Origin of the sequence: Dechloromonas sp. ZY10 (assembly GCF_041378895.1) — a bacterium.
Classification (GTDB): domain Bacteria; phylum Pseudomonadota; class Gammaproteobacteria; order Burkholderiales; family Rhodocyclaceae; genus Azonexus; species Azonexus aquae.
This window is the reverse complement of sequence record NZ_CP144212.1, coordinates 1,254,759-1,281,230: the sequence shown is the minus strand read 5'-3', so window position 1 is coordinate 1,281,230 and position 26,472 is coordinate 1,254,759. Positions and strand designations below refer to the sequence as shown.

Genomic DNA, 26,472 nt, shown 5'->3' with positions numbered 1-26,472 from the left:
CGGCCGACAATGCGAGGCATCCCGGCAGCCGCCGGGCCACACTCACCGGAGAAAACACATGCACACCCCGATTTGCTGGTTCGAAATCCCCGTCGCCGACCTCGACCGCGCCACCCGCTTTTACCAGGACATCCTCGCCACCCAACTGCGCCCGGAAAACTGCGGCGGCCACACCATGGCCATCTTCCCCCACGCCGAAGGCCAGCCCTCCGGCGCCCTGATCGCCGCGCCGCAACTGCAACCCAGCGCGCAAGGCACGCTGATCTACCTCAACGGCGGTGCCGACCTCAACAGCATCCTCGCCCGCATTCCGGCAGCCGGCGGCCGTATCGACATGGCCAAAACCGACCTCGGCCAAAGGCCCGACGGCAAAGCCATCGGCCACATTGCGCTGTTTATCGACTGCGAAGGCAACCGGGTCGGGCTGTACTCGCCGAACTAAAGCGGCCCCCACCCGCTTCACCGCCCGGCAACCCAGCCGGGCGGTTTTTTGCGTTTTTCACGGTCGACCGTGGGAAAGCGGGAAATTATGTGGGAACGTGCAGGTTATCGGCGGAAGAGTAAGCCCACCCTCGGAATCACAAATGGCTACTTCCGGCCAGAAGCGGCCAGTGGTCGAGTCGCCCGAAAGCAGTCGTATAATGCCGTTGGCACTTTTTGCCTGCTTGCAGGGTTTGGCAAAATACTTAGTACTGTCTGCGGACTTGCAATACCCAAAAATTTATTTTTAAAACAATGGATTGCGCCAACCTTGGTCGCCAAGTTATCTGTCAAAAGTCCGAGAAACCCTGCAAAATTGACGTCGACATTACGTTCGACATCATCACATCATGAGCACTAACGACAACCTTCCAACTCCGATTCAAGCCAACGCAGTTGACTACGTGACCGCTGGTGCCAAGGCTATTCTTAGCGCCATTCCTTTCGCGGGGTCGCTTCTGGCGGAGATTGCTGGATCAATTATTCCGAGGCAGCGAGTAGATCGGATCGCTGACTTTGCTTCAAAGCTCGAACAGCGCATTGAACACTTAGAAAAGGGATCGGTTACAGCCGCACTCAACGACGAAGAGTTCACTGACCTATCGGAAGAGGCACTTCGACAGGCATCTCGCGCTACTACATCGGAGAGGCGCGAGTACTTGGCTACTCTGCTTGCCACAAGCCTTTCATCAGATGCGATTTCCTACGCCGAGACAAAACATCTCATGCGGCTTCTAGGCGAATTGTCAGACGTGGAGGTGATATGGCTGCGGTTCTATGCCGTTCCGACCACTGGCAGAGATCAGGAATTCCGTGAGCTTCATAAAAACGTACTTCATCCAAAGTCCGCTCATCTTGGATCATCGGAAGATGAAGTCGATGCCGAAGCAATACAAAAGAGCTACAGAGACCACCTTATTCGACTTGGCCTAGTAAGCGCGGAAATTGCGAAAGACCGTGATGGTGCGCCTGAGTTCGATCGCTTTTCTGGCAATTTTAAAGTCAAATGTCATCAGGCTAGTCGTTTGGGGCTCTTGCTCCTAAAGCAAATAGGGCTTGCTCCTCAAGGGCGTCGATGATGCCGAACCCATCAATTCACCGGACCTTGCGCATAAAGCCGCGCAAGGCCGGTGAATTCAAACGTTAAAGATCCGCTTTCCAAAGCGTCTAAGGGAAGCTCAGGGGCGGCAGCTGCCATTCAACGACCAACGCAGCCCCCCCATCAGGCAACCCACTCAATCCCCGAACCGCCCCGCCCTCCTCTCCCGCCCGGCCGCCATCGCTTCGCGCAGGTCGGCGGAGAGTAGTTGGCCGGCGTTCCAGGTGGCGACGTAGTTGAGGCTGTCGGCGAGGCTGTGGTCGCGGCTGTAGTTGAGCATTTCCTTGCTGCCGCGAATGGCGAGCGGGGATTTTTCGGCGATTTGGGCGGCGATGGCGCGGACGTGGGCGAGCAGCGCGTCGGCGTCGGGCAGGCTGGCGTTGGCCAGGCCGCAGGCGACGGCTTCGGCGGCGGTCAGGCTGCGCCCGGTGTAGGCGAGTTCGCGGACCAGTCCGGGCGGCATCAGGCGCGGCAGGCGTTGCAGGCTGCCGACGTCGGCGACCATGCCGAGGTCGATTTCGCGGATCGCCAGTTCGGCGTCGGCGGCGACGTAGCGCATATCGCAGCAGGCAACCAGGTCGAGCCCGCCGCCCAGGCAGGCGCCGTGGATCGCGGCGAGGACCGGCTTGCGGCAGCGTTCCAGGCTGGTCAGGCAGTCCTGCAGATCGAGGATCAGCCGGCGCAGGGCTTCGCGGCTGCGTGCTTCGTCCGGATGGGCAATGCGCTGCATGACGCCGCCGAGCATCGCCAGGTCGATCCCGGCGCAGAAGTGGCGGCCGGCGCCGGCGAGGATGGCGACGCGCACGGCGGGCTCGCCGTCAGCCCAATCGAAGACCTGGCGCAGTTCCTGCCACATCGCATCGTCCAGCGCGTTGGCGCGCTCGGGGCGGTTGAGGCGCACTTCGAGCACGCCGGCGTTAAAACCAAGTTCAATCACGGTGGTTGCGGGCAATTTCACGGTCGACACTCCAACAGGCAAAAAAAGCCCCCGACCAGCGGGGGCAACAAGGAGATGCACAGAGAGAGAACAGCGGAGCCACGGGAGCGCGCGGTGCAGGCACACGCTCCCGCCGGGGCATTACTCGAACAACTCGTCGCCGCAACCGGTCAGCGCGGCATCGCCGGCCATCGTCGTTTCGGCGTAGGCGGCGGCTTGCGGCAGCATCTGGTCGGCGTAGAAGCGGGCGGTGGCGATTTTGTTGCGATAAAACTGGGCATCGCCCTCGCCCTTGGCCAAATGGCCAGCAGCGGCCAACGCCGATTTTCCGAGCATCCAGCCGCCGGTGACGGTGACCGCCAGGTGCAGGTAAGGCACGGCAGCGGTGAGCACGCCGGCCAGGCCGCTCTTGGCATTGCCGGCGAGCCATTCGGTGGCAACGGTCCAGGCCTTGAGGCTGGCGCCGAGCTTCTGGCCGATGGCCTGCAATTCCGGCTGGCCGGAAGCGCCGAGTGCCTTGGCCGTAGCGTACACCTCGCCAAACACCACCTTGGCGGTGGCGCCCTGGTCGCGCATCAGCTTGCGGAACAGCAGGTCGTTGGCCTGGATGCCGGTGGTGCCTTCGTAAATGGTGGTGATGCGCGAATCGCGCCAGTGTTGCGCGGCGCCGGTTTCTTCGATGAAGCCCATGCCGCCGTGAATCTGCACGCCGAGCGAGGTGACTTCGATGCCCATTTCGGTGCTGCCACCCTTGACGATGGGGATCATCAGCTCAGCCAGGTAGAGGCTCTGCTTGCGCACGTCGGCGTCCGGGTGCTTGTGGGCGCGGTCGAGCAGGCCGGCGGTGTAATAGGTCATGGCGCGGCAAGCTTCGACGCGCGACTTCATCAACATCAGCATACGGCGCACGTCGGGGTGCTTGTCGATCGAGACCAGCGCCTCGCCGGTCAGCGCATCGCGGCCCTGCTTGCGGTCGCGGGCATAGGCCAGCGCCTGCTGGTAGGCGCGTTCGCCAAGGGCAACGCCCTGCAGGCCGACGCCGAGGCGGGCTTCGTTCATCATGATGAACATGTACTCAAGGCCGCGATTGGCTTCGCCGAGCAGGTAACCAACGGCGCCACCGTTGTCACCATAAGCCATGACGCAGGTCGGGCTGGCGTGGATGCCGAGCTTGTGTTCAATCGACACGCAGTAGGCGTCGTTGCGCTCACCGAGCGAACCGTCGGCATTGACCAGGAACTTGGGCACCAGGAACATCGAAATCCCCTTGACCCCGGCCGGCGCGTCCGGCAGGCGGGCGAGCACCAAATGCACGATGTTGTCGGTCATGTCGTGGTCGCCGTAGGTGATGAAAATCTTCTGGCCGAAGACGCGGTAAGTGCCGTCGGCCTGCGGCTCGGCCTTGCTGCGGATCAGCGCCAGGTCGGAGCCGGCCTGCGGCTCGGTCAGGTTCATCGTGCCGGTCCACTCGCCGGAAACCATCTTGTCGAGGAAGACCGCCTTCAGCTCGTCGCTGGCGCAGGTCAGCAGCGCTTCGACAGCGCCGGTGGTGAGTAAAGGGCCGAGCGAGAAAGCCATGTTCGACGAGCAGATCATTTCCTTGACCGCGATCCCGAGCAGGTCGGGCAGGCCCTGGCCGCCAAACTCGGCGGGCAGCGTAATGCCGTTCCAGCCGGCTTCGCGGTACTGGTCGTAGGCTTCCTTCCAGCCTTTGGGCGTGGTCACGCCGCTGGCGGTCAGCTGGCAGCCCTGCTGGTCGCCCAGGCGGTTGAGCGGCGCCAGCACTTCGCTGGCGAGTTTGGCGGCTTCGTCGAGAATCGCGTCGGCGAGATCGGGGGTCGCCTCTTCGCAACCCGGCAGTTGGCCGATCTCGGCAAAGCCGGCGATTTCATCCATGACAAAGCGCATGTCCTTGATCGGGGCGCGGTAGTCGCTCATTTTCCAGTCTCCTAGGTCAATCGTTCGTTTGATATTAACGCGCCAAGCGGGCAAAAACCGGGCGCAAACTGAATGCTTGTTGCTACGTCTTTACGCCGGCGGCGCGGACCACTACGGTCCACACCGCCGGATGCTTAAAATGCCTTGGCCAGCAGTTCGGCCTTGGCAGTCAGGTATTCGGTCTTCATCCGGGCGATCAGTTCGGCGGCGGGCAGCACTTGGTCGATGCTGCCGACGCCCTGACCAGCGCCCCAGATATCGCGCCAGGCCTTGGCGTCGCGGCTGCTGCCAAAGCTCATCGCGGTCTTGTCCTTGACTGGCAGGTCGTCCGGATCGAGGCCGGCAGCGACGATGCTCTTCTTCAGGTAGTTGCCATGGACGCCGGTGAAGTACGGGGTGTACACCACGTCCTTGGCCGCCGATTCGATAATTGCCTGTTTGTAGGCGTCGACCGCATTCGCCTCGCGGGTGGCGATGAAGCGGGTGCCGATGTAGGCAAAATCAGCGCCCAGCGCCTGCGCGGCGAGGATATTCTGGCCGGTGCTGATGGCGCCGGAAAGCGCAATCGGGCCGTCGTAGAACTTGCGGATTTCACTGACCAGCGCAAACGGGCTCAAGGTCCCGGCGTGGCCGCCGGCCCCGGCGCAGACCAGGATCAGGCCATCGACTCCGGCTTCGAGCGCCTTTTCGGCGTGGCGGACGCTGATCACGTCGTGGAAGACCTTGCCGCCGTAGGCATGGACGTGCGGCACGATCTGGGTCGGTGCCGACAGGCTGGTGATGATCAGCGGCACCTGGTGCTTCACGCACAGGGCCATGTCGTGCTCCAGCCGGTCGTTCGACGGGTGGATGATCTGGTTAACCGCAAACGGCGCGGCGTTCGGGCTTTCGGCCAGGGTGGCGCGAATCCTGGTCAGCCACTCGTCGAGCAGTTCCTTGGGCCGCGCGTTGAGCGCCGGGAAGGAGCCGATGACGCCGCTCTGGCACTGGGCAATCACCAGGTTGGGGTTGGAAACGATGAACATCGGCGCGCAGATCACCGGCAGCGTCAGGTTCTGATTCAGGGATGCGGGAATGGGCATGTTTTGCGTCGCAGAAGGTTGGTCGTTAACAATCAACGGTAGGTCGGTACTGGCTGGTGCTAGGTCATTGGCTGACAACAGCTTACGACCCGGCACCCGGCCCCCAAAAACTAGGCGGCTTCTTTCAAGGCGCGGCGGAGAATCTTGCCGACGTTGGTACGCGGCAGGTCGTCGCGGAACTCGACGTGCTTGGGCACCTTGTAACCGGTAAGCACGGTGCGGCAGTGTTCAATCAAGGCCTTTTCGGTCAGCGCCGGGTCCTTGCGCACCACGAAAATCTTCACCGCCTCGCCCGAATGCTCGTCGGCAACGCCGATGGCGGCCACGTCGATCACGCCGGGGTGCATCGCCACGGCCTCCTCGACCTCGTTGGGATAGACGTTGAAGCCGGAGACCAGAATCATGTCCTTTTTACGGTCGACCAGGAAAATGAAGCCTTTTTTGTCCATGTAACCCATGTCGCCGGTGCGCAGGAAACCGTCCGGGTGGAAGACATTGGCGGTTTCATCGGGGCGCTGCCAGTAGCCCTGCATCACCTGCGGGCCACGGATGCAGATTTCGCCCACCTGGTTGACCGGCACCTCGGCGCCGATGTCGTCGCGGATCGAAACTTCGGTCGAGGAAATCGGCAGGCCGATGGCGCCGTTGAAGTCCTTCATGTCGAGCGGGTTGATGGTCGCCGCCGGCGAGGTTTCGGTCAGGCCGTAGGCCTGCAGCAGCGGCGTCCCGGTCAGCTTTTTCCAGCGTTCGGCGACCGGCCCCTGCACCGCCATGCCACCACCCAGCGTCACGCGCAGGGTCGAAAAGTCGAGCTTGGCGAATTCCGGGTTGTTGAGCAGCGCATTGAACAGGGTATTGACGCCGGTAAAGGCAGTGACCGGGTACTTGCTCCATTCCTTGACGAAATTGGGAATGTCGCGCGGGTTGGCAATCAGCAGGTTACGGGCGCCGATCATCAGGAAGGTCAGGCAGTTCGCGGTCAGCGCGAAGATGTGATACAGCGGCAAGGCAGTGACGACCAGTTCCTCGCCATCGCGAACCACCGGATGAATCCAGGTGTAGGCCTGGGTCACGTTGGACGCGATATTGGCGTGGGTCAGCATCGCCCCCTTCGAGACGCCGGTGGTGCCACCGGTGTATTGCAGGAAAGCGAGGTCGCCCTGGGTCAGCGGCACCGGCTTGAAACCATGGCGACGGCCGGCCGCCAGCGCCGAAGCAAAGTTGATCGCGACCGGAATGTTCCAGTCCGGGACCAGCTTCTTGACGTGACGAACGACCAGATTGACCAGCGCCCCCTTGACCGTACCCAGCATCTCGCCCATCGGCGTGACCACGACATGGCGGATCGCGGTGGTCGGCAGCACCTGTTGCAGAGTGTGAGCAAAATTCTCGACGATGACGATGGCGGTCGCCCCGGAATCCTTCAGCTGGTGTTCCAGTTCACGCGGGGTGTACAGCGGGTTGCAATTGACCACCACGCAGCCGGCGCGCAGCGTGCCGAACAGCGCCACCGGATATTGCAGCAGGTTGGGCATCATCAAGGCGACACGATCACCCTTCTTCAGCCCCAGCGACTGCAGCCAGCCGGCAAAAGCGCGCGCCTCGTCGTCAAGCTGGCGATAGGTCATTTCCTTGCCCATGCTGATGTAGGCGACCTTGTCGGCGAACTTCTTGCAGGCATCTTCGAATAGCGCGACCAGCGACGGGATGTGGTCGATGTCGATTTCGGCCGGAATTTCCGCCGGGTAGCTTTGCAACCAGATTTTTTCCATGTTTGTCTCCTCCGCCTGCCGGTCAGTTGCCGAGCAGGGCTTTTTTCAGGGCCGCATCGGCCGGTTTCTCGCCCAGCCAGACCTTCAGCAATGCCTTGCCGAAAGCCACACCGGCCACTTTGCCACGGACTTCGCCATTCAGGCTGACGGCAACGCCATCGGCGGTGAAATCGAGCGTCACGCTATCGCCTTCACGGACCTTGCCCAAACCTTTCATCAATGCACCGAACTGTTCGCTCTGGGTTTTGATCGCATCGAGTTCGACCGCCGTATTGTTGTTGGCCAGGCCTTCTTCGAGCGCACCATGCAGGGTATCGGCGCCGATTTCACGCAGCAGCCGCAGTTGCATCCGGCGCGGCCCCGGCGCATCGAGCACGGCGGCCGCGCCGGTCGCCTTCTGCGGCAGATAGAGCGCCGCAACATACAGCTTGATGAACAGCTTGCTGCGCAGGCCGGCGCCGTTGAGCAACAGTTCGCTGCCAGCGACCCGCTGGCTGTCGTCGAGCTTGACGCCGGCGACCTCGGCAGCATAAGCGCTGGTGGCGGCGAACAGCCCGGCAGCCAGGACCAGGCCGGCCAGACGATGGTTTGCGCTCATAAGTCTCCTCCAATGGATTTATTGCGGTAAAAATTCTTTTCGGCGATATACACGGTGCGCTCAACCACGGTGTGCACCACGCCTTGCGCATCTTTTAATTCGATCTGGAAGGTCTGCTCCAGTTCCGGATGTTCGGCCAGACGCCGCCGAATCTCGGCCAGTTCCTCGGCCGTCAGCACAAAATCGGCATAGAGCGTGGTGTAACCCGGCTTCTTGTAGCGAATGCTCGCCGCCTTGTCCCAGACGATGTAACCGTCGCCCAGCGCCGCCATCAGCATCATCGGATGCGCCCCATCGGTGATCGCGAACAGCGAGCCGCCGTAGAGCGAGCCGACGATGTTGCGCGTCTTCCACGACAGCGGCAGCGCGATGCGGATGTGGCGCAGGTCGCGCCCGACGTGCACCACCCGCCCGCCGCTCCCGCGAAACGCCGGGTGCAGGTTGAAGCCGAGGCGCACCATGCGCGCGCGCCACGACGGGGAGAGTTTGGCCAGCCAGGCAGGTTTCATGCTTCAGGATCGAGGATCAAAGGGGTGAGGGAAAAGCTGTTTTTTTACGGTCGACCGTGGAAATCGGCGTTTTCCCCCGGCCGCTTGGCGCGGACGGGGGAGCGGCATCATACGCGCTCGAAAATCCCGGCAGCGCCCATGCCGGTGCCGATGCACATGGTCACCATGCCGTACTTGCCGCCGGTGCGCTGCAGGCCATGCACGACGGTCGCGGTACGGATCGCGCCGGTGGCGCCGAGCGGGTGGCCGAGGGCAATCGCGCCGCCAAGCGGGTTGATCTTCTCCGGGTTGAGGCCGAGTTCCTGGATCACCGCCAGCGACTGCGCGGCAAAGGCTTCGTTGAGTTCGATCCAGTCGAGGTCGTCCTGCTTGATCCCGGCCTGCGCCAGCACCTTGGGAATCGCCGCGACCGGGCCGATGCCCATGATCTCGGGGGCGACGCCACCGACGGCAAAGCCGGCAAAGCGGGCGAGCGGGGTCAGGTTGTGTTCGCGCAGAATCTTCTCGGAGACCAGCATCACCGCCCCGGCGCCGTCCGACATCTGCGACGAGTTGCCGGCGGTGACCGAGCCCCGGGCGTGGAACACCGGCTTCAACCTGCCCAGCTTTTCCAGCGAGGCGTCGGCGCGCGGGCCTTCGTCGAATTCGACCGTGCGCGAGCGGGTCTTGATCTCGCCGCTGCGCAGGTCGGGCAGGCTTTCGTTGATCAGGTAAGGCGTGGTTTCGGCGTTGAAGTGGCCGGCGGCAATCGCGGCGCAGGCCTTCTGGTTCGAGGCGAGCGCGAAAGCATCCTGCGCCTCGCGGGAAATCTTCCACTGCTGCGCCACTTTCTCGGCGGTCAGGCCCATGCCGTAGGCGATACCCAGGTTTTCCTCATGTGCGAAGATCGCCGGGTTCATCGAGGTCTTGTTGCCCATGATCTGCGGCATCACCGTCATCGACTCGGTGCCGGCGGCGAGCATCACGTCGGCCAGGCCGAGGCGGATCTGGTTGGCGGCGTCGGCCACGGCCTGCACCCCGGAGGAGCAGAAGCGGTTGATGGTCAGGCCGGGCACGGTGATCGGCAGGCCGGCGAGCAGCGCGCCGATGCGGGCGACGTTCATCCCCTGCTCGGCTTCCGGCATCGCGCAGCCGACGATCACGTCGCCGATCAGCGCCGGATCAACGCCCGGCACCTGGGCGACGACGGACTTGATCACCGCCGCCAGCATGTCGTCCGGGCGGACATTGCGGAACATCCCGTTGCGCTTGGCGACCGGCAAACGGGTCGCGGCAACGATGTAGGCATCTTGAACTTGTTTACTCATCTCTATTTCCTTAGCTGTATTCGCTATTAGCTGTTAGCTGTCAGGCGTTGGAGCTGCCAGCAAAACCAATCGGTCACTGGCAGCTCGATCCCGGGCAACGATCAGTTGCGCAATGGCTTGCCGGTTTCCAGCATGTGCTTGATCCGGGCCTGGGTCATCGGGTCCTTGAGCAGTTCGACGAACAGCCGGCGCTCGACGGTGAGCAGCCATTCCTCATCGACCCGGCTGCCGGTTTCGATCTCGCCGCCGCACAGCGCGGTGGCGGCCGACTTGGCGACCTTGTAGTCGTGCGCGGAGATCATCCCGCCTTCCTTCATATTGACCAGCATCATCTCGAAGGTGGCGATGCCGTTCTTGCCGGCGACCGGGATGGCGCGCGCCATCGGCGGCGGGGCGTAGCCGGCGTCGGCCATGGCGCGGGCTTCCCGGATCGCGACCCAAAGCAGCTCGTTGGCGTTGAACAGAATGGTGTCGGAAGGCTTGGCAAAGCCGTAGTCGATCACTTCCTGCGCGCTCTTGGCGACCTTGGCCATGGCGATGGTCTGGAATACCGGCTGCAGGAAGTTGAACACTTCGCCCGGCGTCGCCGACTGAGCGGCCCAATCGGCAGCGCGCACGGCGAATTCCTTGCAACCGCCGCCGGCCGGGATCAGACCAACCCCGGCTTCGACCAGGCCGACGTAGCTTTCCAGCGCCATCACCCGCTTGCCGGCGTGCATCACGAATTCGCAACCGCCGCCCAGCGCCATGCCCTGCACCGCAGCGACGGTCGGGACTTGCGCGTACTTCAGGGTCTGCGAGGCGCGCTGGAACTTCTCGACGGTCTGTTCGAGCAGGCCGAACTCGCCGGCGGCAATCGCTTCCGACACCTGTTGCAAGTTGGCGCCAACGGCAAACGGCGCTTCGTGCCAAACGACCACGCCATCCAGCGTGCCTTCGGCTTGGCGCACGGCGGCGATCACGCCGTCGAGCACCTCGTTGCCGATGGTGTGCATCTTGGACTTGATCGAAATGATGCCGATCCCGGCGTCGACCGTGGGCAAGCGCCACAGGCGGACACCGTCGTTTTCAAACAGGGTCTCGCCGGATTTTTCCGGCGTCGCGGCGTTCTCGCCGAGGACGCGCTCGGGGAACAGCTGGCGCTGATAGACCGGCAGCGCCGAACGTGGCACGTAGCTGTTCTTGCGGGCGGAGTAGGAACCTTCGGCGGCATGCACGCCGGTCCGGCCGGCTTCCAGTGCCCAGGCCGGCAGCGGCACGCTGCTCATGGCCTTGCCGGCGGCGATGTCGGCAGCGACGGCTTGAGCAATCTCGGCCCAGCCGGCGGCCTGCCAGGTTTCGAACGGGCCTTGTGCCCAGCCAAAGCCCCAGCGCATCGCCAGGTCGAGGTCGCGGGCGTTGTCGGCGATGTGCTCCAGTTGCACGGCGGCGTAGTGGAAGATGTCGCGGAAGATCGCCCACAGGAACTGCGCCTGCGGATGGCTGGAGGCACGCAGCGCGGCGAATTTTTCAGCCGGGTTGCGGACCTTGAGCATGGCGGCGACTTCGTCGGCGATCTCACCGGCGGAAGTGCGGTAATCCTGCGCGGCCAGGTCGAGCACCTGGATTTCCTTACCCTGCTTGCGGAAGATGCCGCAACGGGTTTTCTGACCCAGCGCCCCCTGACCGATCAGCAACTGGAGCCAGGCCGGCACCTTGAAATGGGCGTGCCACGGATCGTTCGGCAGCGTGTCCTGCATGGTCTTGACCACATGCGCCAGGGTATCGAGACCGACCACGTCGGCAGTGCGGTAGGTAGCACTCTTCGGACGGCCGATTTTCGGACCGGTCAGCGCGTCGACCGTGTCAAAACCGAGGCCGAAGGCCTGGGTGTGGTGCATCACGGCCAGAATGGAGAAAACGCCGATGCGGTTGGCCACGAAGTTCGGGGTATCGAGGGCGCGGATCACGCCCTTGCCCAAACGCGAGGTCAGCCAGGTTTCCAGCGCATCAAGGGTGGCCGGGTTGGTCTGTTCGGTGCCGATGATCTCGACCAGGTGCATGTAGCGCGGCGGGTTGAAGAAGTGGATGCCGCAGAAACGCGGACCAACTTCAGCCGGCAGCCCCTGGGCCAGCAGGTTCATCGACAGGCCGGAGGTATTGGAGGCGACGATGGCATTGGGCGCGATGTGCGGTGCGATCTTGGCATACAGATCGTTCTTCCAGTCCATGCGCTCGGCGATGGCTTCGATGATCAGGTCGCACTCGGCGAGTTGCGCCAGATGCTCGTCGTAGTTGGCGGCGTCGATGAACTTCAGCTTGTTCTTGCTGGAAAGCGGCGCCGGGTCCAGCTTCTTCAGGCCGTCGAGGGCCTTCTTGACGATACCGTTCTTGTCGCCTTCCTTGGCGGCCAGGTCGAACAACACCACCGGCACATCGGCATTGGCCAGGTGCGCGGCAATCTGCGCCCCCATCACGCCGGCGCCCAGCACCGCCGCTTTTTTAACGATCAACTTGCTCAAGACTTGTCTCCTTTAGCGATTTCTTCGCACCGCCGGTCGGAACCATGCATCGGATAACGGGCTACCGGACAATGACGTGCACAAACATAAAACGAACGTTTGAATTATAGATAAGACGCTTCTACGGTCAACTGTTTTTTTGCAAAAAAACCGCTGGCAGCAAAAATAAAAAAAACCCCGGACAAGCCGGGGCAAACATGACGCAAAGGGAGATGCACGAAAAATCAGAAGTGGTAGTTCATCTGCACCGAGAACAGGTGCGCATGAGTCTTGAAATCGCCGCGCACGGTCTGCAGGGTCGCGGTTTCGGTGGTATTCATCACCGCCCGCGCGGTCTTCACATCCTGGAAGAAGATGTGGGCATAGCCCATGTCGATCGAGGTATTCGGATTCATCTTCCAGCGCGCGCCAAAGGCCAGCCAGGTGCGGTCGGAATCAGGCACGGTCATCGTCCGGCTGGCTTCATCCGGCACTGGGGTCTGGTCGAAGGCGATACCGGCACGCAGGTTCCAGGCGTCGTTCAGCTGGTACTTGGCGCCCAGGCCGAAACGCCAGGTGTCCTTGAAGTTGTAGCGCAGCGGGGCAGTCGCACGGGCACTGCCAACCATCGGCTCCAATGCCTTGAGCGAGCTCCAGCCGTTCCAGGTGGCGTCGGCGAGCAGTTCCAGGCGGTCGCCGATCTTCTGGCTGAGCGCCAGCGAGAAGGTATCGGGAGTTTCCAGCTTGGCGGTGATGCCACGATCCACATTCAGCGGCGCGGCAATGGTCTGCTTGCCTTCCAGATCGAACTTGATTGTCGAACGGTAGCTCAGGCCGAGGCGAGTTTGCGGCGACAACTGGAACATCGCACCGGCATTCCAGCCCCAGGCCGTATCGTCGCCCTTGAGCATGCCCAGCGGTGCGCCGACGAAGGGTGCGTTCTGACGGAATTCGATTTCCGACTTGGCGTAATTCAGGCCAAAACCGACCGAGACCTTATCGTTGATCTTGTAAGCCACCGAAGGATTGAGGTTCAACTGGTGGATCGAGGTATAGCGGCCGGAGAAACGGCCAGCGAAATTGTCGCTGTATTCGGTTTCGCTGCCGTAAGTGACCGAGAAGCCGAGGCCGACGCGCAGCGCATCCGATACCGAATAGCTGTAATACATGCCCGGGGCGAGACCCGTGCCGCCACCGTTACCGCCATTGTCACCGAGCGGATGGAAAGCACCGGTCGGCGCCCCGGTCAGCGGGTTGATCACCGGCATCCGGCTGGTGCCGGTATCGTTGAACTTGACCGAGCGATGGATCGCGGTGCCGCCCAAAGAAATGCTGTGCCCCTGCGGCAGGTAGGTCATCCCGGCCGGGTTGAAGAAAATGGTGCTGGCGTCTTCGGCAACGGCAGCAGCGCCGGCGAACGCCACGCTGGTACCGGAAGCGTTCTGGTTCTGCAGCTGGAAGCCGGCAGCCTGGGCGGAACCGGCAAAAGCCAGCGACAGCAGCACCGGCATCAGGCGCGGAGTGAACATTTGTTGCATCGGTTTGTCTCCTTGGTGGTTTTATCAAAAAGCGCGATTTACGCTAGTGACACTCATTAAACATGATACAAACGTTTGAAATACTGTTTGAACAAAAAAAATTTTACCGGGGTGTTGCGCTAGCACAACACCCCGCGCCGATCAGCCTTTCCTGCGATGCAAGGGGCCGCCGGTAAACGGTGCGAACCCGGTGCCGAAAATCACCCCGGCATCGGCCAGGTCGGCATCCTCGACCACCCCGTCGGCGACCAGCTGTTGCACACGGTCGACCAGCGGTTTGGCCAGTTTTTCCGCCAGGCCGGCCGGCACCGTGCCCGGTGCGCCCTTCCTGGCCCGCCCGGACGACCAGTCGTAGAAGCCCTGCCCGGTTTTCTTCCCGAGCTGGTTCTTCTCGACCCGGGTCAGCAGGCACTTGGGCGGTTCGGCGCCGCCGGCCAGCTGCTTGCCGGCCGCCATGGCAATATCGAGACCGACGGTATCGACCAGTTCAATCGGCCCCATCGGCATGCCGAAGGCGAGCATCGCCTCGTCGACGGTTTCCGGTGTCAGCCCTTCGTCGACCGCGCGCATCGCCGCCAGCATGTAGGGCGCGAGCACGGCATTGACCAGGAAGCCCGGCGCACTCTTGACCGGCAGCGGCAGCTTGTCGATCTGCTTGACGAAGGCGCAGGCAGACTGCACCGCCCCTGCATCGCAGCCCTCGGCCTCGACCACTTCGACCAGCGGCATCATCGCCACCGGATTGAAGAAATGGATGCCGACCAGTCGCTCGGGCTGCCGCAAGGCAACGCGCAGGTCTTCCAGACGCAGGCTGGAGGTATTGGTCGCCAGCACTGCGCCGGGCTTGAGCTTGGGTTCGAGGCTGCGGAACAGCGCGTGTTTGGCCTCGACATTCTCGAAAATCGCCTCGATCACCACGTCGGCATGGCGCACGCCCTCGCCTTGCGGGTCGGGAATCAAGCGGTCGAAAGCGGACCGTGCCTTGAGCGGATCGCGCAGGCGGCGGTTGAACAACTTGCCGGCACGGGCAATGGCCGGCGCAATGCGATCGACGTTCTGGTCCTGCAGGGTCACGGTCAGGCCGCGCAGCGCGCACCAGGCGGCAATGTCGCCGCCCATCACGCCGGCACCGATCACGTGTACATGCTTGGCCTTGAAGCTTGCATCCTTGCCGAAGCCTTTGAGGCGTTCCTGCAAGTGGAAAACACGCACCAGGTTGCGCGCAGTCGGCGACGAAATGATCCGGTCGACCACTTCCGGCGCAGCCAGCGCGTTGCCGTTATGCTTGGCCCACAAGTCGATGATCGCGTAGGGCGCCGGGTAATGCTCGGGCCGCGCCTTCTTCGCCACCTGCTTGCGCGCGCCGTTGGCGACCACCGCCTTGAGCGGCCCGTTGAGCAGGCGCTGCATCAGCGGCAAGGGCCGGCGCGGCTGGCCGGAGAGCAGCAGTTGCCGCGCTGCCATTTCCATCACGCGCGGCGGCACGCAATCGTCGGCCAAACCCAGTTTTTTGGCTTTTTTGCCGTCGACCGTGCGTCCGGTCAGCATCATGTCCAGCGCTGCCGACGGGCCGACCCGTTCGGGCAGGCGCAGCATGCCGCCCCAGCCCGGGAAGATGCCAAGCATCACTTCCGGCAAGCCCATCTTGGTTCCGGCCTCATCGACCGCAAGCAGGTAGCGGCAAGCCAGCGCCAGTTCCAGACCACCGCCCAGGCAGTGGCCGCGCACTAGCGCCAGGGTCGGATACTTGACCGCCGCCAGCCGGTTGAACAGGTTCCAGCCGCGCTCGACCAGCGCCCGGCCCTTTTCCTGCGTATCCAATTGCGAGAATTCACCAATGTCGGCACCGGCGATGAAACCGGCAGCCTTGCCCGAACGCACGATCAGCCCCTTGGGCGGATAGACGTCGAGCTGGTCGAGAATCTGCGCGAATTCGGCGAGCACCTCGGCCGACAGCGAGTTGGCCGACTCTTCCGCCTTGTCGAGAATCGCCACCGCGATCCCGCTGCTTTCCTTGATCAGTTGCCAATGCTTCATCTTCGCCCCCGTCAATAGCTCCATCACCGCATCACGCTGCATCGCCAGCCTCCGCACAGGTTTCCAGCAGCATCGCGCCACCCAGACCGCCGCCGATGCAAATCGTCGCCATCCCGCGCTTGGCGCGGTTACGCCGCAATACATGCAGCAGGTGCAGCACGATGCGGGCGCCGGAAGCGCCGACCGGATGGCCAATCGACACCGCGCCGCCATCGACATTCAGACGCTCGTCGGGGATTGCGCCCAAGGCAGCGGGCAGATCCAGCTGTTCGCGGCAGTAGGCCTCGTCCTGCCAGGCAGCCTGACAACCGAGCACCTGCGCGGCAAAGGCCTCGTTCAGTTCCCAGTAGTCGATATCGGCCAGACCCAGGCCATGCCGTTGCAGGATCGGCGTCGACGCATGCACCGGGCCGAGCCCCATTTGTTCGGGTTCGAGGCCGGACCACTGGCTATCGACGATCTTGCCCAGCGGCTTGAGATTCCACTTCCGCACCGCCTCTTCCGAAGCCAGCAGCACCCAGGCGGCGCCGTCGGTGATCTGCGAGCTGTTGGCGGCGGTGACGTTGCCGTACTTCTTGTCGAAGAAAGGCTTGAGCTTGGCCATCCCGGCCATGCTGGCATCGGCGCGGACGCCGTCGTCTTCGGCATAGACCTTGCCGTTGCCATCGACCAGCGGCACGATTTCACCGAAATGCCCGGCCACGCGGGCAGCCAGCGCCCGCTGGTGGCTGCGCACCGAAAACTCGTCCATCTGCTGCCGGTCGATGCCGAAACGCCAGGCCAGGTTTTCTGCGGTCTGGCCCATCAACAGGCCAACCACCGGGTCGGTCAGGCCCTTCATCAGGCCGATCACCGGGGTCAGCAGCATCGCCGGGCGCAGCTTGAGAAAATGGGCAATTTTCTGGTTGACCGTGCGCAGGCTCATCATCCCGGCAAACCAGCGCACCATCGCATCCGAATACAGCAGCGGCGCCCGCGACAAGGCATCAACGCCGCCGGCCAGCACCAGTTCGGAACGCCCGCTCTGGATGTTGGCAATCGCCGAATCAATCGCCTGCATCCCGGAGGCGCAGTTGCGCATCACCGTCCACCCCGGCACCTTCTTGCCGCAGCCGAGGCGCAGCGCGACCATGCGGCCGATATTGGTTTCATCCGGCGACGGCGCCGCGCAACCGAGGATCACCTCGTCGAGGTCGGACGGCGCAAACGGCTGGCGCAGCAGCAGCGCGCGCCCGGCCTGCGTCGCGAGGTCGGAAGCCGCGAACGGCCCCGGCCCTTTCTGGGCTTTCAGGAACGGCGTCCGGGCGCCGTCCACCACGTAAATGGTCTTGCTCATCTTCATCCCTTCCTGCCGTCACCCGACCGCCAAGCCCTGCGCGGGCTCGGCGGCGGTGCAACGGCATTCATCTCAGGCGGCCTTGCGGCACTCGGCCGGCTTATTGGCGGTGGCGACGTTGTAATCGAACGGGAAGTCGTCGACCTGGACCACGATATCGCGCAAATGGTTGCGGCGACGCATGATTTCGTATTCTGCCGCCGTAATCACCCCGCATTCGACTGCGACTGAGGCGATGTCACGCACGTTGGCGCGCGGGTTGGCGTCGAAACGGCCGGCCTTCTCGGCTTCGCGGATCTTGGCTTCGATGGCTTCGGCTTCGAGAGTCGCCCGCAAGGCGAGTTCGATGGCGCCGACCGGCTCGTTCTCTTCCTGCGGCACGAAGCATTCGGCGCACAGACGCTCGCGGGTTTCCGACGGCGCGATCAAGGCCTTGGCCACCTGGTGACCGACCTCGTCGGACGGCACCACGTAGGGGTGACCCCAGGGGAAGATCAGGCGATTGACCAGACCGGCAATGGAACGCACCGGGAAGTTGGCGATGACGCCGTCAAAAGCCTGCTGCGCCTTGTACATCGCGTCCCAGATCGCCCAGTGGGCGAGCGCGGCGTCTTCCTTCCGGCGGCCGTCGGCTTCGTAGCGCTTCAGCGTGCAGGAGATCAGGTACATCTGGGCGAGGATGTCGCCGAGGCGGGCCGACAGCTTTTCGCGGCGCTTGACGCTGCCGCCCAGCACCAGCAGCGAAACGTCGGAGAGGAAAGCAAAAGCCGCCGAGAAACGGGTCAGCTGCTGGTAGTAACGCTTCATTTCCGGCGCCACGTCGGCATTGACGCCAACGAAGTGCGAGCCGGTCAGGCCCAGGCCAAGGGCGCGCAGTGCGTTCTTGACGGTAAAGCCGATGTGGCCGAACAGCGCCTTGTCGAAATCGACCAGGCCTTTACCGCTATCCGGGTTCTGCGCTGCCTGCATTTCGGCGAGCAGGTAGGGATGGCAGCGGATCGCGCCCTGACCGAAGATGATCAGCGAACGGGTCAGGATGTTGGCGCCTTCGACGGTGATCGCCACCGGCACCTGCTGGTAGGCACGGCCGAGGAAATTGGAGGGGCCAAGGCAGATGCCCTTGCCGCCGATCACGTCCATGCCGTCATTGACCACCTGACGGGCACGCTCGGTGACGTGGTACTTGGCGATGGCCGAAACCACCGACGGCTTTTCGCCGAGATCGACCGCGCCGGCGGTCATCTTGCGTACCGCATCCATCATGTAGGTGTAGGCGCCGATGCGGGTCAGCGCTTCCTCGACGCCTTCGAACTTGCCGACTGCCATCTTGAACTGCGAGCGAACGCGGGCGTAACCGCCGACGGCGCGTGCCGTCATCTGCGCCATGCCGGTATTGGACGACGGCAGCGAGATCGAACGCCCGGCGGCCAGACACTCCATCAACATACGCCAGCCCTGCCCGGCCATCTTCGGGCCGCCAATGATGAAATCGAGCGGCATGAAGACGTCCTGACCACGGGTCGGGCCGTTCATGAACATCGCGTTGAGCGGGAAGTGACGGCGACCGGTATCGACGCCCGGATGGTCGTAAGGGACCAGCGCACAGGTGATGCCGATATGCTTCTTGTTGCCAAGCAGGCCTTCCGGGTCATAAAGATGGAAAGCCAGGCCGAAGACGGTGCACACCGGGGCCAGCGTGATGTAACGCTTGTCCCAGCTGACGCGCATGCCGATCACTTCCTTGCCCTGCCACATGCCCTTGCAGACGACGCCAGCATCGGGAATCGACGCGGCATCGGAACCAGCCCACGGGCTGGTCAGCGCAAAGGCCGGCACTTCGATGCCCTTGGCCAGGCGCGGCAGGTAGTAGTCCTTCTGCGCTTCGGTACCGTAATGCAGCAGCAATTCGGCCGGGCCGAGCGAGTTGGGCACCATCACCGAAACCGACAGCGCCGAAGAGCGGGTCGACAGCTTGGTCACCACCTGCGAATGCGCGTAGGCCGAGAACTCCAGGCCGCCGTACTTCTTGGGGATGATCATCCCGAGGAAGCCTTTATCCTTGATGTAGCGCCAGGCTTCGTGCGGCAGGTCGTAAAGCTCGTGGGTCACCTTCCAGTCATCGACCAGGCGGCAGGCCTCCTCGCACTCATGGTCGAGGAAGGACTGCTCGGCAGCGGTCAGCTTCGGCACCGGATAGGACTGCAGCTTCTGCCAGTCCGGCTTGCCGCGAAAGAGTTCGCCTTCCCACCAGACAGTGCCAGCCTCAAGCGCATCGCGCTCGGTTTCGGACATCTGCGGCAGCACCTTGCGGTAAGCGGCAAAAATCGGACGGGTAATCAGGCTGCGGCGCAGCGGGCGGATGGCGAGCAACAAAAACACGAAGCACGCCACCCCGGCGGCGATAGCGGGCCAACTCGTCAGAGTGAATTCCATGACTTGTCTCCTGGGGTGTTTTTCGGACATTTGCAGCGTCGACCGTGACCATCACGGATCATCACCGCAAGCAATTCATACGTTCGTTTGAATCATAAGAACAATGCCGGCCACTGGCAAGTGTTTTTCGGTGTTTTTTTGTGGGGGGCGGAGCTGTTAGTCTGAACTTCGCCATGGAAGGCGCTGTTCTGGCAGCTATGTCTGGAGCGACAGCCCATTCAATTCAGATGCTTGAGGTGGCCGCCCTACTGTCGGTCAAAGTGCGCTGCAAAATTGATTGGCATGCTTATTTATTCATTCGAAATACAGCAAAATTCAGCCCCTCAGCAACGAAGGGGTCAATGTGCAGGATATGTATGGAGTTCTGCAACAACCCAGTTCCGCGTAGCAGCTTCGTTCAACACTACATTCCAAGCGCCCCGCGCAAAAAGCTGCACAGGCCCTGAGGTGCCCCCCATAAACAGTGCCACCGACAATTTAGTAAAGTCTGTTTTCGAGAAGGAGAATGGACTTGAAGAAGCGGTTTTCAGAAGAGCAGATCATTGGTTTTTTGCAGCAGGCACAACCGGCACCGGACTACGAGTTCGACCAGCGCGTGGCTTGGTAGCGACTGCAAAGACAACGCTTCGGGCTTGTCGCGGGACAACTCGCGCCTGAAGGCTCAAGGCCGGCCAAATTCGGCCGGCCTTGAGCCTTCAGGCGACGGTTCTGAGAGGACGAGCGAGGTTTCCGCGTGCGATTCTCGGTTGACATGATGCGAAAAATCACCGCGATGCTTACCTTGGGGGCGTTGAATTTCCTATCCTTCTCAGGGCAGGAAGCGGTCGTGGTACTCCTGGGCCCCCATGAAGCTGCCGATGATCTCGATCTGCGGCGTGCCCGCTGCCTGCTTGGCCAGCCAGAAGTCCATCCCGCTCTGCTCCGGCGAACGCCCGAGCAGGCCGACGTAGTTCAAGGTCATCCCCACCTTCGCCGCCGTTGCCGCCTGGTATTCCGGCGATTCGGTAAAGCCCAGCACCACCTCGCCCTTGCTCGCCCCGGCATTCAGCTTCTGCACCCAGTAGGCCTTGCCGTTGGCGTCGGCGCTGCGGCTCATCACGTTCTGGTACATCCGGTCGACGAAGCTCTCCAGGCTCTGGGTGTCGAAGCGGCTGGTGAATTCGCTGCTCGCCACGAAGTTCGACGCAATCGCCGCCACCGGCGTGCCGCTCAGCACCTGTGTCATCCAGCTATCCATCCCGGCATCGTCCGGCAGGCGGTTAAGTGCGCCAAAGTAGAGCCGTGCCACCGCTCCGGCACCGGCCTGGAATTCCGGCGAATCGAGGAAATTCGACGCGACCAACGTCTTGCTGCGTGCCCCGGTGTCGATCAGGTTCTGCCAGTACTTGAGCCCACCCTCCTCCGCTTCGCGGAAGAGAATGTCGCGGTAGAGCTGCATCACGAAGAACTTGCTGCTGCCGAAGACGTCGTTGTCCTTGGTCCCGACCTTGAGCCCGTTGGCTGCTTCCAGCGTATCCGGGAACTGGTCGCGGTCGCTGTCGTTGGCGCTGCTCAGTTCGCGGAAACCGATCGCGCCCGGGTCGGTAATCACCCCGTCGGCCTTGCCGTCGTTGTCGAATTCGCCACCGTCCTTGATCTTGAACTCGAAGCGGGTCTTGCCGTTCTCGGTCACCACCTTGCCGCCGTAGTCGCTGCTGGCCAGGTTCACCCATTCTTTCTTGACGTTCTGCTTCCAGTAACCGTTGGCCTTGATCGTGCTATCAACAAACAGCTTGAAGGTGTCGCTGGCACCGGTGCTTGAGGCCTTGGCGGTAAAGTCGATCAGCCCCATCGGCATGCTCAGGTCGGCCGGCTTCTCTTTGGGCGCATCCTGCTGCTTGACGCTGGTCAGCGTCGCCGTCGACTGGGTGCTGCCGCCGGTGGTATTCGCATCGTTGACCTCCAGCGTGACGAAGGTCTTGACGTTGTTCGGGTTGCTCACCGCCTGGTCGTTCTTCTCGAATTGCAGTGAAGTGACGTTGGCCTGCTTGCTGTCGGCGATCCCGTCGCCGTTGCCGTCGCCCTTGACCCCCGGATTGCTGCCGCTACCACCGCCGTTGCCGTTGTTGCCGGACAGGGCTGGGGCTTCGTCCTCGACGCTGTCGGGGATGCTGTCGCCGTCGCTGCTGGGTGTCGTCGTGGCTCCCCCGCCACCGCCGCCGCTGCTCGGCGGTGTCAGCGTCACGGTAATGCCGTTACCGGTCAGGTCGGCCACATTCACTGCCGCATCGGCCCCGGCGGCCCAGTCTTCGGCGCCAGCGAGGTTGTAGGTCACGTTGCCGGTCGAGCTGGTGCCGGCCTTGTTCAGCCGGGTCGCCAGCGCAGTCTTGTCGTTGGCGTTGAGCGTCACGCTGAAACTGGTCGCACTGGTGATCTCGACGCTGGTGCTGGTCAGGGTGTACTCGGTCGAGTCACCAGCAATCTTGAGCTTGGTCACATCAATGTCGTTGGTCGCCCCACCCAGCTTGAGGAAACCGGTTCCGGTTACCACCAGCACGCCGCTGGCTTCGTCGTAGGTGGCGCTCGTCAGCGTCGGTGCCGCGACGTTGCTGGCGGTGACGCCATTACCGGTGAGGTCAGCTACGACGATGGCGCTATCCGCGCCTGCGGCCCAGTCTTCTGCGGCGGCCAGGTTGAAGGTGGTGCCACCGGTCGACATCGTTCCGTTCTTGTTGACGATCTGGTTCACCGCCGCCTTGTCGGTGGCGCTCAGGGTCAGGGTAAAGGCAGTGCCGGAAGTGAGTTCGACACTGGCGGTGTCGGTCAGCGTGTAGGTGCTGCCGCCTTCGCCGGTGAGGGTGATTTTGTTGGCGACGATGTCGTTGGTTGCGCCGGTCTTCTGCAGCAGGCCGGTACCGGTGACGACCAGGGCGCCGGTGCTGGCGTTGTAGGTGGCGCTGGTGATGGTGGGCGTCTGGACGTTGCCGGTAGAAAATCCCCCCCTTTCCAGCATTTGCCGTATTGTCATGATCTGCCCATCTGCGAATTCGAAGAGCTCGATCCCCCTGCCGATATTGCTCCCTTCGTTGGCCAGCATGATGTCCATCCCGCCACCATCAACCATTCGTATAGATAAATTGCCTTCCTCGTCGACCGACAGGTCAAGATCATCCCGACTGATACCGGCTCCAAACACGACGCGATCGAGCGCGATAGCGCCGGTCTCGTAAAGAGTCTCAATGGCTGCGTAGTCGTTGCCGACAATCTCGGGCAAGGGTTCCGGCAACGGCTCAATGTATCGTACCTCCCCGTCAAGCACGAACTGGTCGAACTGCTCTGCCGCCCATGGATACTCCTCTGCGAGCAGATTCCGCAGCCCCTCGACACTGTCCGCCGCATAAGGCTGATCGCGTCCTTCGGAGAAAGGATCGCGCCAATACCAGAGTCCGCCATAGTTCATGCGCAAGTCGACTTCCTGCTGGTCGACGATACCGAGATTGGCGTAAAACCAGGCACGATAGCCTGTACTGTCGTCGCTTTCCTCCAGCACGTAATCGATCCCGCCGCCCTGTTCATACACATAGCGGTCACTGCCATCGCAGCCATCAAGATAGTCATTACCGACATCGCCGGACAAGGTATCGTTGCCTCCTTCGCCAACTAGCGCATCGTCCCCCGCGCCACCGGAGAGGACGTCGCCACCCTGACCGCCCCACAAATCGTCATTGCCCGACAGCCCGGAGATGCGATCGTTCAGCGCCGTGCCTTCCAGCACGTCGCTGCCGGTTGTCCCGCCCAAATCGAACCCCTTGGCCAACATATCATCCCAGGTGAACACGCTCCCATCTGCGAACTGGAACAATTCGATGCTCGTGGCGGTAAACGGATCGTAGGGGTCGAAGTTCTCGATATGAATGGCATCACCGTTGCCGAAGTCGAGCAGCAGCAAACCCAGTCCAAGTTTGACGTCGGCGGCTGAAATGCCGTTGCCGATGATCACGACGCTTTTCTCTGCTCCGGTCGAATCGTCGTCGATTTGCTCGATACGGTCGCCCTTGTTAAAAATGTAGGTATCCTTGCCGGCCCCTCCTTTCAGAGTGTCGTTGCCAGCACCGCCGATGAGAATATCGTCGCCGTACTGGCCCATAAGAACATCGTCGCCGTCACCGCCATTGAGGATGTCGTTGCCGTGCCGGGTACTGTCCAGAAAATCGGCATCGCCGACGATCTGATCGTTCCCCGCACCGCCGACCAAAATGTCGTCTCCCGCTTCGCCCTGCAGCCAGTCGTTTCCGTCGCCGCCATCCAAGTAATCATTACCGCTGGCGGACTCTTCGGCACGACCCGAGTCGCCAGTCAGACGATCATCATCATCATCGCCATAGATCGTGTCGTTACCATCATCACCGGTGATGACGTCCTTGCCTTTTTCTCCCAGGAGGATGTCGTTGCCGATCTGCCCATGGATGCGGTCGTCACCCGCGCCGCCGTAAATGATGTCGCTTCCGCCGCCCAGGTCTACTTCGAGGCTGCGCAAGTAATACGGCCCAGAGACTTGGAACGACCGTGACCCCGTGCCCACGGTCCAGGAACCGGTATTCGCCTTGTCCCTTTCAAACACGACAAAGCGAGTATCGAAGCCATTGCCGTGGTCGTAGAAGAAGTCGACGTCCGTGGTCTTGCGATCCTGGTCGCCGACCAGCACATCGTCGCCGGCACCACCGAGCATCAGGTCGCCTCCCCCACCGCCCAGCATCACGTCGTGCCGATTGCTCCCGGCCAGGGTGTCATTGCCCTGGCCGCCGAAGAGCGCGTCGCCGATCTTGTCTTCGACGCCTGCACTGCCAAAGTCCTTGAGGCTTTTCAATCCAGCTAGGTCGCTTTCTTCGTCGGCATGCAGGGTATCGTTGCCGGCTTCGCCCATCAGGTAGTCCTGATAGCCCTGTTCAGCAACTTGCTCGCCGCCCACGACCACATCGTCACCGCCGCGTGCCTGTACCCAGTCGTTGCCTCTTTTTGCTTGGATGTGGTCGTTGCCGGCACTGCCAAATAGTTCATCGGTATAGGTATAACCTTCTGGCATTTCCCTCTCTTCGCCGATGACGTTGCCCAGATCGTCGTATTGGATGCTGGCCCCGGAGTCGAACCCGATCGGCACCAAGTCTCCAATGATTTCTCTGTCTGATAAGGGGGCAACCCCCGGTTTGTCTTCGAGCTGGATGCCGAAAGGGGAGGCAGCGAAGTCGCCTGGGGAGGTCTGCCTGCTCAGGATCACCTGCGTGCCGTCGGAGAACTTGAGGGTGGCTGCCCCGCTGTCGAAGTCGAGGGTGATGCCTTCTTGTCCGGCGTTGCGGTAAGTTTTGCCATCGCCCTGTTTCAGGAAGCTGCCGGCCAGGATATGGCCTTGCCACAGCAGCACGCCGCTGTCGTCTTCGATATGGTCGGTGCCGCTTTGTGCATTCAGGCGGTAAACGTCCCGGCCGTCGCCGCCGACAAGGGTGTCGTCTCCTTCCCCACCGTCAAGCAGATCCATGCCAGCACCGCCGTAGAGTTTATCGGTATCAGCCCCGCCCAGCAGGGTGTCGTTGTCGGCGCTGCCATACAGGGTGTCGTCGCCGGCTTCGCCTTGCAGGACGTCCGAACCAAGTCCGCCGAGCAGCAAGTCGTTCTTGGATCCGCCGGTCAGGATGTCTGTTTCGTTCGCGCCAAGCATGAAGGCGGTTTTGTCTGCCGCCGTGGCGGTCATCTTTTTGCCGGCGATATACCAGTCGAGCAGGTCAGATAGCTGTTGGTTGATGCCTTCCTGTTCTTCGGCCGACAGGGTGGCGAGGTGGTGCTTGAAGTATTGGGTGTAGCCCTTGAATGTCGTCCAGGGTCGCGCCGATGTCGCTGCGGTCGAAATGCACGCCGCCTTCGACGGCTTCGTAGAGTTTGTGGTCGGCTTCCGAGTTTTTCGGGCCGTCGTAGTAGGCCTGCATGGCAAAGGCGATCAGGGCCTTGGTGAGGTTCGTTCCCGATTCCGACAGGCCGTCCGTGGCGGCGAGCTTTTGCAGATCGGAGGTGAAGCGGGAGAGCATCTTGTCCGCTTCAATCGCACCATTGACACCAACTTGGTGACGCAAGAGGTTTTCAAGATAGTTGCGTTGCGGGTTCTCCGTGTCGTTCGGATCGTGGTAATACAGCGCGCTATCGAACAGCAGTTTCCCCAAGTCTGGCAGACTCATGGTGACTTGGCGAAAGCCGTCATTCAACACGAAGGCGGCGAGCAGCGCCTGGGAGTGCAGGTCGATGCCGGAAAGATTATTCGCTCCATGTTCGAGCGGGGTTTGATTGCCTATACCGGAGAGCCAATTAATTATGGGATAGTCGGTAAGGAATTCACCGACGACATATTGGCCGCTGACCCAGTGCTGTCTATCCGTCAGGCCGATATAGGTTTCGAGCGGTCGCAGATGATAATCCGCATATCCGAGGCCACGCAAATGATTGAGCAAGGCAACATGCACACCGGCGAGATTGCCTTCACCGCTGTCCACGACAGCCGTGCTGGCAGCAAAGGGGGCTTGGTCGAAGGTAACAGCGGGCCGGTCGAAGAACACCCCCATCAGGGCGGCAAGGCCACCACCCAGACTGTGGCCAGTAAATGTGATGACAGCTTCCGGATTGGCCGCGCGCACCTCAAGGTAATAAACCGCAGCCTCGCGCAATTGATCCGAACCCAGACCAAGGGCCAGCGCGATATCCGCCGCCACATCGCCGAACAGATCGCCAGGATCGGTACCAGCGAATGAAATGACAATTTCATTGCCTCGTTGGAAGGAGACGGCTTCGAAGCCACTGGGTTTTACTTGATGATTGAAATTTGTCCATCTTTGCGGAACAGGAAACCAATTCATTCGATCCTTCGTATCTTGATATGCATATCCAGCCATCAAGACATAGTCATC

16 protein-coding genes are annotated in these 26,472 nt (G+C 62.1%); 2 read left to right on the top strand and 14 right to left on the bottom strand.

Going from position 1 to position 26,472, the window contains the following annotated elements:
- Positions 1 to 58 precede the first annotated feature (58 nt).
- Both VX159_RS05825 and VX159_RS05820 read left to right on the top strand, forming a co-directional pair.
- Positions 59 to 442, top strand: a complete 384-nt coding sequence (locus VX159_RS05825; protein WP_371325033.1) for a VOC family protein — start codon at positions 59 to 61, stop codon at positions 440 to 442.
- A 388-nt stretch (positions 443 to 830) separates the two neighbouring features.
- Positions 831 to 1,559 (top strand): hypothetical protein, encoded by a 729-nt coding sequence (locus tag VX159_RS05820; protein ID WP_371325032.1) that lies wholly within the window; start codon positions 831 to 833, stop codon positions 1,557 to 1,559.
- Positions 1,560 to 1,715: 156 nt separating this feature from the next.
- On the opposite strand, the gene VX159_RS05815 is transcribed toward VX159_RS05820, so the two are convergent.
- The 14 genes from VX159_RS05815 to VX159_RS05750 form a co-directional block, all read right to left on the bottom strand.
- Positions 1,716 to 2,537 carry a crotonase/enoyl-CoA hydratase family protein gene (locus VX159_RS05815; protein WP_371325031.1) on the bottom strand — a complete coding sequence of 274 codons (822 nt, stop codon included), beginning with the start codon at positions 2,535 to 2,537 and terminating at the stop codon, positions 1,716 to 1,718.
- Between the two features lie 120 nt (positions 2,538 to 2,657).
- A complete protein-coding gene (locus VX159_RS05810; protein WP_371325030.1) occupies positions 2,658 to 4,454 on the bottom strand; it encodes an acyl-CoA dehydrogenase in 1,797 nt (598 codons plus the stop codon).
- A 134-nt stretch (positions 4,455 to 4,588) separates the two neighbouring features.
- Positions 4,589 to 5,536: an NAD(P)H-dependent flavin oxidoreductase gene (locus VX159_RS05805; protein ID WP_371325029.1), complete on the bottom strand. Its 948-nt coding sequence runs from the start codon at positions 5,534 to 5,536 to the stop codon at positions 4,589 to 4,591.
- Between the two features lie 110 nt (positions 5,537 to 5,646).
- A complete protein-coding gene (locus tag VX159_RS05800; protein ID WP_371325028.1) occupies positions 5,647 to 7,308 on the bottom strand; it encodes a long-chain-fatty-acid--CoA ligase in 1,662 nt (553 codons plus the stop codon).
- A gap of 22 nt (positions 7,309 to 7,330) precedes the next feature.
- Positions 7,331 to 7,906, bottom strand: a complete 576-nt coding sequence (locus VX159_RS05795) for a chalcone isomerase family protein (RefSeq protein WP_371325027.1) — start codon at positions 7,904 to 7,906, stop codon at positions 7,331 to 7,333.
- Positions 7,903 to 8,415 (bottom strand): DUF4442 domain-containing protein, encoded by a 513-nt coding sequence (locus VX159_RS05790; RefSeq protein ID WP_371325026.1) that lies wholly within the window; start codon positions 8,413 to 8,415, stop codon positions 7,903 to 7,905. The genes VX159_RS05795 and VX159_RS05790 overlap by 4 nt, the downstream gene beginning before the upstream one ends.
- 107 nt (positions 8,416 to 8,522) lie before the next feature.
- A complete protein-coding gene (locus VX159_RS05785) occupies positions 8,523 to 9,722 on the bottom strand; it encodes an acetyl-CoA C-acyltransferase (RefSeq protein WP_371325025.1) in 1,200 nt (399 codons plus the stop codon).
- A 101-nt stretch (positions 9,723 to 9,823) separates the two neighbouring features.
- Positions 9,824 to 12,223, bottom strand: a complete 2,400-nt coding sequence (locus VX159_RS05780) for a 3-hydroxyacyl-CoA dehydrogenase/enoyl-CoA hydratase family protein (RefSeq protein WP_371325024.1) — start codon at positions 12,221 to 12,223, stop codon at positions 9,824 to 9,826.
- A gap of 224 nt (positions 12,224 to 12,447) precedes the next feature.
- Positions 12,448 to 13,740 (bottom strand): OmpP1/FadL family transporter, encoded by a 1,293-nt coding sequence (locus VX159_RS05775; protein WP_371325023.1) that lies wholly within the window; start codon positions 13,738 to 13,740, stop codon positions 12,448 to 12,450.
- A gap of 141 nt (positions 13,741 to 13,881) precedes the next feature.
- On the bottom strand, positions 13,882 to 15,819 hold the full coding sequence (locus tag VX159_RS05770) for a 3-hydroxyacyl-CoA dehydrogenase NAD-binding domain-containing protein (RefSeq protein ID WP_371325022.1): 1,938 nt from the start codon (positions 15,817 to 15,819) through the stop codon (positions 13,882 to 13,884).
- A complete protein-coding gene (locus tag VX159_RS05765) occupies positions 15,809 to 17,113 on the bottom strand; it encodes an acetyl-CoA C-acetyltransferase (RefSeq protein WP_371325021.1) in 1,305 nt (434 codons plus the stop codon). The genes VX159_RS05770 and VX159_RS05765 overlap by 11 nt, the downstream gene beginning before the upstream one ends.
- Before the next feature lie 72 nt (positions 17,114 to 17,185).
- On the bottom strand, positions 17,186 to 19,546 hold the full coding sequence (locus tag VX159_RS05760) for an acyl-CoA dehydrogenase (RefSeq protein WP_371325020.1): 2,361 nt from the start codon (positions 19,544 to 19,546) through the stop codon (positions 17,186 to 17,188).
- 808 nt (positions 19,547 to 20,354) lie between these two features.
- Positions 20,355 to 25,271 carry a DUF4214 domain-containing protein gene (locus VX159_RS05755; RefSeq protein WP_371325019.1) on the bottom strand — a complete coding sequence of 1,639 codons (4,917 nt, stop codon included), beginning with the start codon at positions 25,269 to 25,271 and terminating at the stop codon, positions 20,355 to 20,357.
- 31 nt (positions 25,272 to 25,302) lie between these two features.
- Positions 25,303 to 26,421, bottom strand: coding sequence for a hypothetical protein (locus VX159_RS05750; RefSeq protein WP_371325018.1), 1,119 nt, complete (start codon positions 26,419 to 26,421; stop codon positions 25,303 to 25,305).
- Positions 26,422 to 26,472: the final 51 nt, after the last annotated feature.

What these genes read in the sequence shown, in the direction of transcription:
- VX159_RS05825 (WP_371325033.1), top strand. Translation starts at nt 59, where the DNA reads ATGCACACCCCGATTTGCTGGTTCGAAATCCCCGTCGCCGACCTCGAC.
- VX159_RS05820 (WP_371325032.1), top strand. Translation starts at nt 831, where the DNA reads ATGAGCACTAACGACAACCTTCCAACTCCGATTCAAGCCAACGCAGTT.
- VX159_RS05810 (WP_371325030.1), bottom strand. Translation starts at nt 4,454, where the DNA reads ATGAGCGACTACCGCGCCCCGATCAAGGACATGCGCTTTGTCATGGAT.
- VX159_RS05805 (WP_371325029.1), bottom strand. Translation starts at nt 5,536, where the DNA reads ATGCCCATTCCCGCATCCCTGAATCAGAACCTGACGCTGCCGGTGATC.
- VX159_RS05800 (WP_371325028.1), bottom strand. Translation starts at nt 7,308, where the DNA reads ATGGAAAAAATCTGGTTGCAAAGCTACCCGGCGGAAATTCCGGCCGAA.
- VX159_RS05795 (WP_371325027.1), bottom strand. Translation starts at nt 7,906, where the DNA reads ATGAGCGCAAACCATCGTCTGGCCGGCCTGGTCCTGGCTGCCGGGCTG.
- VX159_RS05790 (WP_371325026.1), bottom strand. Translation starts at nt 8,415, where the DNA reads ATGAAACCTGCCTGGCTGGCCAAACTCTCCCCGTCGTGGCGCGCGCGC.
- VX159_RS05785 (WP_371325025.1), bottom strand. Translation starts at nt 9,722, where the DNA reads ATGAGTAAACAAGTTCAAGATGCCTACATCGTTGCCGCGACCCGTTTG.
- VX159_RS05775 (WP_371325023.1), bottom strand. Translation starts at nt 13,740, where the DNA reads ATGCAACAAATGTTCACTCCGCGCCTGATGCCGGTGCTGCTGTCGCTG.
- VX159_RS05770 (WP_371325022.1), bottom strand. Translation starts at nt 15,819, where the DNA reads ATGCAGCGTGATGCGGTGATGGAGCTATTGACGGGGGCGAAGATGAAG.
- VX159_RS05765 (WP_371325021.1), bottom strand. Translation starts at nt 17,113, where the DNA reads ATGAGCAAGACCATTTACGTGGTGGACGGCGCCCGGACGCCGTTCCTG.
- VX159_RS05760 (WP_371325020.1), bottom strand. Translation starts at nt 19,546, where the DNA reads ATGGAATTCACTCTGACGAGTTGGCCCGCTATCGCCGCCGGGGTGGCG.
- VX159_RS05755 (WP_371325019.1), bottom strand. Translation starts at nt 25,271, where the DNA reads ATGACCGCCACGGCGGCAGACAAAACCGCCTTCATGCTTGGCGCGAAC.
- VX159_RS05750 (WP_371325018.1), bottom strand. Translation starts at nt 26,421, where the DNA reads ATGAATTGGTTTCCTGTTCCGCAAAGATGGACAAATTTCAATCATCAA.